The following is a 604-nucleotide window of genomic DNA, read 5'->3' on the forward strand; positions in this document are numbered from 1 at the left end:
GGGTAATGCGAACTTTGGCGAGTTCACCGATCGTCAGCTTACCATTCGATACGAATACTTCTCCATCGATCTCTGGAGCATCAAATTGAGAACGCCCAATATACACATCGCTTCTACCATCGTACCGTTCAATTAACACATCGATTTCTTGACCGATACGGCGTCCGCCGCGGATATTTGAAATTTCTCTTTGGATTTCCATGATCGCGTTCGCACGATACTCTTTTACATCATCAGGCACTTGATTCGGTAAACGTGCTGCAGGCGTATCATCTTCTTTGGAGTAGGCAAAAACACCAAGACGATCGAACTGAACATCTCGAACAAATTGCTTCAGATTCTCGAAATCTTCTTCTGTTTCTCCCGGGAACCCTACGATAAGTGAAGTCCGAAGCGCAACATCCGGAATCGACTCGCGAATTTTGCGAACCAACTCACGGGTGTCCTTTTGGCGGCCAGGTCTACGCATACGTTTAAGAATGGAATCTTCGCTATGTTGAAGTGGCATATCGATGTATTTACACACTTTCGGGTTCGTCGCCATCACTTCAATTAACTCATCACTGAAGAAACCAGGGTAAGCATAGTGCAGACGTACCCACTC

The 604-nt window shown here is 46.0% G+C and carries 1 protein-coding gene; it reads right to left on the bottom strand.

Features of this window, described 5'->3' with window-relative positions; all coding sequences use genetic code 11:
• Positions 1-604 (bottom strand): radical SAM protein (locus AC1DUA_RS40005; RefSeq protein ID WP_477504929.1); only part of this gene is annotated, 604 nt, incomplete at both ends.

The organism is Paenibacillus sp. 01T422 (assembly GCF_056398785.1).